The organism is Cupriavidus sp. HPC(L), from assembly GCF_000307735.3.
GTDB lineage: Bacteria > Pseudomonadota > Gammaproteobacteria > Burkholderiales > Burkholderiaceae > Cupriavidus.
This window is the reverse complement of the sequence record NZ_AMPR02000174.1, coordinates 1-6421: the sequence shown is the minus strand read 5'-3', so window position 1 is coordinate 6421 and position 6421 is coordinate 1. Positions and strand designations below refer to the sequence as shown.

At 68.9% G+C, this 6421-nt stretch carries 8 protein-coding genes; all 8 read right to left on the bottom strand.

The window, feature by feature from the left end; translation table 11 throughout:
* Positions 1 to 207, bottom strand: a 207-nt coding sequence (locus B551_RS26875; protein ID WP_216599695.1) for a hypothetical protein, incomplete at its 3' end; no start/stop codon positions are given.
* Entirely contained in the window at positions 204 to 602 is a 399-nt protein-coding gene (locus B551_RS11680) for a hypothetical protein (protein ID WP_006579052.1), read from the bottom strand. The genes B551_RS11680 and B551_RS26875, both read right to left, overlap by 4 nt.
* A complete protein-coding gene (locus B551_RS11675) occupies positions 599 to 1921 on the bottom strand; it encodes an EscN/YscN/HrcN family type III secretion system ATPase (RefSeq protein ID WP_043439051.1) in 1323 nt (440 codons plus the stop codon). The genes B551_RS11680 and B551_RS11675 overlap by 4 nt, the downstream gene beginning before the upstream one ends.
* On the bottom strand, positions 1908 to 3968 hold the full coding sequence (locus B551_RS11670) for an EscV/YscV/HrcV family type III secretion system export apparatus protein (protein ID WP_023264142.1): 2061 nt from the start codon (positions 3966 to 3968) through the stop codon (positions 1908 to 1910). Before B551_RS11670 ends, B551_RS11675 begins: the two co-directional genes overlap by 14 nt.
* The gene (locus tag B551_RS11665) at positions 3965 to 4159 is read right to left on the bottom strand and encodes a hypothetical protein (RefSeq protein WP_006579054.1); all 195 of its coding nucleotides are present in this window, start codon (positions 4157 to 4159) and stop codon (positions 3965 to 3967) included. Before B551_RS11665 ends, B551_RS11670 begins: the two co-directional genes overlap by 4 nt.
* Positions 4156 to 4524 (bottom strand): hypothetical protein, encoded by a 369-nt coding sequence (locus B551_RS11660; RefSeq protein WP_006579055.1) that lies wholly within the window; start codon positions 4522 to 4524, stop codon positions 4156 to 4158. The genes B551_RS11665 and B551_RS11660 overlap by 4 nt, the downstream gene beginning before the upstream one ends.
* 126 nt (positions 4525 to 4650) lie before the next feature.
* Positions 4651 to 5742 (bottom strand): TyeA family type III secretion system gatekeeper subunit, encoded by a 1092-nt coding sequence (locus tag B551_RS11655; RefSeq protein ID WP_172682465.1) that lies wholly within the window; start codon positions 5740 to 5742, stop codon positions 4651 to 4653.
* The coding region (locus tag B551_RS26545) for a hypothetical protein (protein WP_023264140.1) at positions 5739 to 6421 on the bottom strand (683 nt) is incomplete at its 5' end. The genes B551_RS26545 and B551_RS11655, both read right to left, overlap by 4 nt.

Here is a 6421-nt window from a genome sequence, read left to right as displayed (position 1 = left end):
GAGCATCGACCACCATGCCGGCGGCACGAATGGCGGCACGGACGGCGGCACCGCAGCCTCGTTCTCTTCCCCGCCCCCCTCCCGGGCGGGCCTGCGCTTGCGCATCGCCGCATCGAACTGCGCGGTTTGCCGGGATTCCACGTTGCGACGTTCGTCGCGATCGCGGCCACCCCTGGGCGGGACCCCGCCCACCGGAGTCACACTCATCGCTGCTCCTCGATCAGCGCGGCCAGCTTCTCCTGGCCGCGCAGGTTCTCCTTCAGCGCCTGGGCAATGCGTGCCGCCTGCGCCTGGCAATCGGCGATCTGATCGGCGAGCTTGCGCAGCGCAGCCTGCAGTTGCTGTTCGCGCTGATAGAAATCGGCGAACCGTTGCTTGAGCTGGTGGAAATCGCGCGGGCCGACCGCCTGCTCGGTCTGGTTGGCGGCGCGCCACTGGACGCGCAGTTCGGCCTGCTCGGCCCTGCGGGTATCGGACTGCTGCCTGCATTCGCGCATGTCCGCCTCGACACGGCGGGCGCGATGACGCAGCACGCCTTCCCGGCACATCTTGATCGTGCGCAACTGCTCGAGCATCTGTGCGGTGCTGGGCCTGGCCATCATCCCTCCACGACCTGCCGCAGCTGGCGCAGCGTGCCCTGGTAGTCGGCGCGCTCGCCCGTTCCCTGGCACAGGAAGGCCTCGAGCCCGGCGCGACGGTCCAGCGCGTCGTCGGCCTCGGCATCGTGTCCGCGTTCGTATTCGCCGACCCGCACCAGCAGTTCGATTTCCTTGTACTGGGCCAGCAGCCGGCGTGCCTTGCCCGCCCACTGCCGATGCGGCTCGCTGGTGACCTGGTGCATCACGCGACTGATGCTGGCCGGGATATCGATGGCCGGATAGTGGTTCTTTTCCGCGAGCTCGCGCGACAGCACGATATGTCCGTCGAGGATCGATCGGACCTCGTCGGCGATCGGCTCGGTCATGTCGTCGCCCTCGACCAGCACGGTATAGATGCCGGTGATGCTGCCGGTGGCCGCGCAGCCGGCCCGTTCCAGCAGGCGCGGCAGGCGCGCGAACACGCTGGGCGGGAAGCTGCCGGCGGCCGGCAGTTCGCCGGCGGCCAGGCCGATCTCGCGGCCGGCGCGCGCAAAGCGCGTCAGCGAATCGACCATCAGCAGCACGTTCAGGCCCTGGTCGCGGAAGTACTCGGCGATGGTGGTCGCGGTATAGACGGCTTTCAGGCGTTCCAGCGCCGGGCGGTCCGAGGTCGACACCACCACCACCGACCGCTCGCGCGCCTCGGCGGTCAGCGTCTGGTCGAGAAACTCGCGGACCTCCCTGCCGCGCTCCCCCACCAGCCCGAGTACCACGACATCGGCCAGGCTGCCGTCGCAGATCATGCCGAGCAGCGTGCTCTTGCCCCCTCCCGCGGCCGCGAAGATGCCGATCCGCTGCCCGCGGCCGCAGGTCAGCATGCCGTCGATCGCGCGCACGCCCAGCGGCAACACCTGGTCGATCAGCGTGCGCGTCAACGGATCGGGCACCGGTGCCTCCAGCGGGCGCGTCTCGCATGCGGCCGGCACCGGCGGACCGCTCATCCGGCGGCCCAGGCCGTCGATCACCGAGCCGATCAGATGCGGACCGACCGGAATCCGATGCTCGGTGCCGAGCGGGCGCACCAGTGCGCCGCAGCTCATGCCGACCGGCTCGGAGAATGGCGACAGCAGCGCGACCTCTCGCTGCAGGCCGACCACCTCCGCCTGCATGTCGGCGCCGATCAGGCAAAGCTCGGCCAGCGCCGCGTCGGGCAGACTGGCCTTGATCAGCGTGGGACCGATTTCGACCACGCGGCCGAAACGCTCCACGCCATCGTCCAGCGCCGGCAACGTCAGGCGGCCGGCCACCCGGGAGACGATCGCATCGGCATCAGGCATACGCATCGTCGTACTCTCCGATCATGTCGATATTGCCGAGCACGTGCAGCTGCACGTCGTCGCCCAGTTCCTGGTACGACAGTACCGGCACGCTGAACAGCTCCCGCTCGAGAAACTTGCGCAGGAAGCGGCGCACATCGATCGCGGTGACCAGCGCACCCTCCATGTCCTCGCGACCGGCAATGCCGGCCTTGATGCGCGCCACGATCGCTTCGATCTGGTCGCCCTGCAACGTCGAATAGGCCCCGGCGGCGGTCTGGCGCACCGAGTCGCGGATCATGTTCTCGATGCCATCGCCGATCAGCCAGACATGGATACGCCCTTCACCGCGCGCATGGCGCCCGACGATCTGGCGGCGCAGCGCGACGCGGACGTACTCGGTCAGCATCACGGTCTCCTTTTCCTTCGGCGACCACTCGATCAACGCCTCGAAGATGGTGCGCAGGTCGCGGATCGAGATGCCTTCGGCCACCAGGCGCTGCAACACCTCCGAGACCTTGCTGATCGGCAGCTGGCGCTGCAGCTCCTTGACCAGCTCGCCGTAGCGGGTCTCCATCGCGTCCATCAGATAGCGGGTTTCCTGCACGCCAATGAATTCGTCGGCGAAGCGGTCGACGGCGAGCGCGGCGGCGTACGACACGGCCTGCGCGCCGGCAAGCAGCGACAACCCGGACTGCGCCAGCGAGCCCTGGTGCTCGGGCGCGATCCATTGCAGCGTCAGTCCGCCGAACGGCAGGTTGTCGACGCGCTCGGCGACCGGCATGGCGCTGGACTGGCGCGCCAGCAGCAGCCGGCCTGCCGGCATGGCCACCTTCAGCACGGGCTCGCTGTACAGCAGCACGCTGAAGCTGCCGGCGGGCAGACCCGCCTCGACAGCCATCTCGATCTTCGGCAGCGCGACACCGAGCCGCTCGAACTTCTGCCAGCGCAGGGTCTCGAGCGCGTCGAGCAGACCAGGCAGCGCCGCCACATCTTTCGCCAGCTTCAGCGACAGCGGCTCCGCACCGGGGGTCATGCGCGCCTCGCCCTCTGCGCCGGCCGCCGCACCGCCCTGGTCGGCGGTATTGGCGGCGAGCGCCCTGGCGCGGCGGCGCGCATAGAGCGCGATCAGTCCCAGCAGCACGCCCAGCGGCATGAAAATTACTGCGGGAAAGCCCGGCACCAGCGCGAACAGCAGCAGCACGCCGGCGGCGATCATCAGCGCGTTGGGCTGGCGCGAGAACTGGTTGACCAGGTCCTGCGCCAGGTTTTCACGCTTCTCGCCGGGCACGCGCGTCACCACGATGCCGGCGGCGATCGAGATGATCAGCGCGGGGATCTGCGCGATCAGGCCGTCGCCGATCGACAGCACCGAGTAGACCTCGAGCGCCTTGCCGACGCCCATATCGTGCTGCATCGTGCCGACCGCGATGCCGCCGACGATGTTGACGAGGATCACGATGATGCCGGCGATCGCGTCACCCTTGACGAACTTCATCGAGCCGTCCATCGCGCCATACAGCTGGCTCTCCTTCTGCACCAGCTGGCGCTGGCGCTTTGCCTCGCTGGCGTCTATCGTGCCCGCGCGCAGGTCGCCGTCGATGCTCATCTGCTTGCCGGGCATCGCGTCGAGCGAGAAGCGGGCGCCGACTTCCGCCACGCGCTCCGCGCCCTTGGTGATCACGATGAACTGCACGACCGTGATGATCGAGAAGACGATGATGCCGACCGCCAGATTGCCGCCGACGACGAAGTTGCCGAAGGCGGTGACGATTTCACCCGCGTCGTGCTGCAGCAGGATCAGGCGGCTGGTGCTGACGGTCAGCGCGAGGCGGAACAGCGTCGTGATCAGCAGCAGCGACGGTAGCGCGGACAGGTCCAGAGGATCGCGCACATAGATGGCCGTCATCAGCAACAGCAGCGCCAGGCCCAGGTTGATGGCGATCAGCAGGTCGACCAGGATGGTCGGCAGCGGCAGGATCATCATGAAGACCGCCACCATCAGCATCACGGCCAGCACCACGTCCTGCCGGCCGCCGACGGTGGCGAGCCAGGTACTCAAGCGCTTGATCATGGCCGCGCTCCGGGCCCTGTCCGGCGGATACGCCGGATCGCATCAACGAGTGCAACGGCGGTCCGGCAGCCGAGGCCGAAGGCGATCGCGCCAAGCACCAGTGCCAACGCCATCGCCAACACCAACCCGGCGATCGCGGTGCCCCACAGCAGCGCCAGCGGCAACAGCAACGCCGCGAAGACGAACCTCATGCTTCCTCCTTCGTGCAGGCTTCCAGCAGCCTGCGTTGTGCCCGGACCGTCCGGTACCACAGCTCGGCACCGCTGCCCGCCGGCATCGCGCCCGACACGAACAGGCAGTCGTCGACGCGGAAGACCCGCAGCGGCACGCCGGCCATGCAGGCCGGCGACCAGCGCGTCAACAGCGAGCGCAGCGCGGCGTCGGCCACGTAGCGATCGACCGGCCGCATCGTGGACAGCAGCACGCGGCGGTCGCGCACTTCCATGAACACCTGGATCTCGCCGTCGCGTATTTCGACGCGCGGCTCGATCGTGACGGGCTTGACGTCCATCAGACGAAACAGCTTTTCCAGATTGCGCAGCGTTCCAATATCCATCGGTGATCCAGGCACGACCCCGGCGGCGCGAGCCACCGGACGCGCTTGCTGTCCTCATTGCTTGCTGTGTCGCCATCGTGCGCGGCAGTCGCGGCACGCGGCATCGGGCCGATACCTGAAGGGGCGTCAGCCCGTGGGGTCGCCCTCGGCAGGGTCCGCGTTCTCGGCGCGGTCGTTGAACTCGTTCAGTGCCGTCAGCACCTGCTGCCTGTGGTCATCGTCGCGGAAGCACGGCTCGGGCAGCAGCTTGGCCAGACGGGTGATGTCCCGGACCAGCTTGAATCCGCGTTCCCGGCCCAGCTCCATGCCGTCGACTTCGCCGCGGATCCAGTCGTGGTAAAGCCACGGCTGGTCGACCATGCGAATCAGCAGCCGCAACACCGAGTCGGGCTCGACCGGCGGCTCGCCCAGGGCGCGCGCGATGCGGCCGCATTGCTCCTCGCATCCGAGGAAGATCAACAGGCATTTCAGGTCTCGCACTACCGCGGCGAGCTTGATGCCCTCGGCCGCATCGTCGTCGATGCCGCTCAATTCGGCGCCCAGCGCGCGGATCAGCACCTTGACCTTGCGCCGGCGCTCGCCGATGCCGGCCAACTGGTCCAGGAACGCCGCCATGCCCTGCTGCACCACACCGGCGCGCTGATACAGCGACTTCAGCTGCGACATCAGTTCCGGCGTCATCGCGCCGAACTCGAGCCAGCCGAGCATGGCCAGTTCCCAATCGCCGTTGGCGCCGAGCCGCCGCTCCAGCGCCTCCTCCAGACGGCTACGCTTGCGTCCCGGCCGGTGTTGTTCGGCCATCGCGGCGAGCAGCAATGCCATCGCCGCCGGATGCAGCTCGCTGCGTTCGATTGCGGCGAACAGGCTGTCGACGTCCTCGATATCGCCGAACTGCTGCAGCAGCTGCTCGATGCGCGGGTCCTTGTTGGCCAGCAGCGACTTGGCGAGCTTGCCGACGAAGGCGCGCGCCAGCAGCGCATCATTGCGGCGGTCGCCGCGCAGCAGCGCGTGCAGCTTGGACGAATGCACGTTGTTGAGCCCGGCTTCGTGCAGGCGGCGGGACGCGTTCAGCGCGCGCGCCGCGAGATCCATCGCGGAACGGGCCGGGCTGACCTGCTGGGGCCCGCGGCTGGCCGCACCGCCGCCCTGCCCCGGGAGGACCGCCGGCGCCGGGCCGGTTGGAATGACGGGCTTGGCGCCCTGTACCTTCGGGTTCATGCGGGCCATCCCGTCGAATCGGCATCGGGCACGCCGGGATCGCGTTGCGGTGGGAGAAGCCGGCCTCTTGCCATCCGGTCCACATCCTCTACGAGGCCGTCAAGCTGGTTGGCAAGGGCATCCGGATCGTTTTCGTCCCCGCGCTCGCTGACCGCGTGAGGCTCGCCTGCGCACGGGCTCGCTGCGCTTGGCTCGACGCCGATGGCTGCCAACAGCACGGACAGATGACGGTCCAGATCGATGCGCAGCTGGACGTAGGGGCTGTCCACCAGCGCCTGGCCGGAGGTCAGCGCCGGCTCGGCGCTGATGGTGAACCCCGTCTCCGCCGGCAGCCGCGCCGCCACTGCTTCGACGTCGTCGGGGCACAACCGCAACGTGAAGGCGCCGTGTGAGGACAGCTCGCGCCAGCGGGCCGCAACGCGCTGCGCGATCAACGCCGCGCGCTCGGCCTCGCCGGCGAAGCTGGCGACCGCATCGGCGATCACCATCCGGCAGCGCAACTCCAGCCGCTCCGCGATGACCGCCTCCAGTTCGTTCTCGTGCACCAGCCAGCGCAGCACGTCCCCGCAGATCGCGTCGTGGGCCGCCCGCGCCGCCGCATCCGCGCGCCGCTCGCCCTCGGCGGTTGCTTCGACCAGGATTTGCTCGGCCTGAAGGCGCGCCCGCGCCCGGTGGCGCC

Bases quoted from the DNA above. Each gene is read 5' to 3' on its own strand.
- B551_RS11680 (WP_006579052.1), bottom strand. From the start codon at position 602: ATGATGGCCAGGCCCAGCACCGCACAGATGCTCGAGCAGTTGCGCACG.
- B551_RS11675 (WP_043439051.1), bottom strand. From the start codon at position 1,921: ATGCGTATGCCTGATGCCGATGCGATCGTCTCCCGGGTGGCCGGCCGC.
- B551_RS11670 (WP_023264142.1), bottom strand. From the start codon at position 3,968: ATGATCAAGCGCTTGAGTACCTGGCTCGCCACCGTCGGCGGCCGGCAG.
- B551_RS11665 (WP_006579054.1), bottom strand. From the start codon at position 4,159: ATGAGGTTCGTCTTCGCGGCGTTGCTGTTGCCGCTGGCGCTGCTGTGG.
- B551_RS11660 (WP_006579055.1), bottom strand. From the start codon at position 4,524: ATGGATATTGGAACGCTGCGCAATCTGGAAAAGCTGTTTCGTCTGATG.
- B551_RS11655 (WP_172682465.1), bottom strand. From the start codon at position 5,742: ATGAACCCGAAGGTACAGGGCGCCAAGCCCGTCATTCCAACCGGCCCG.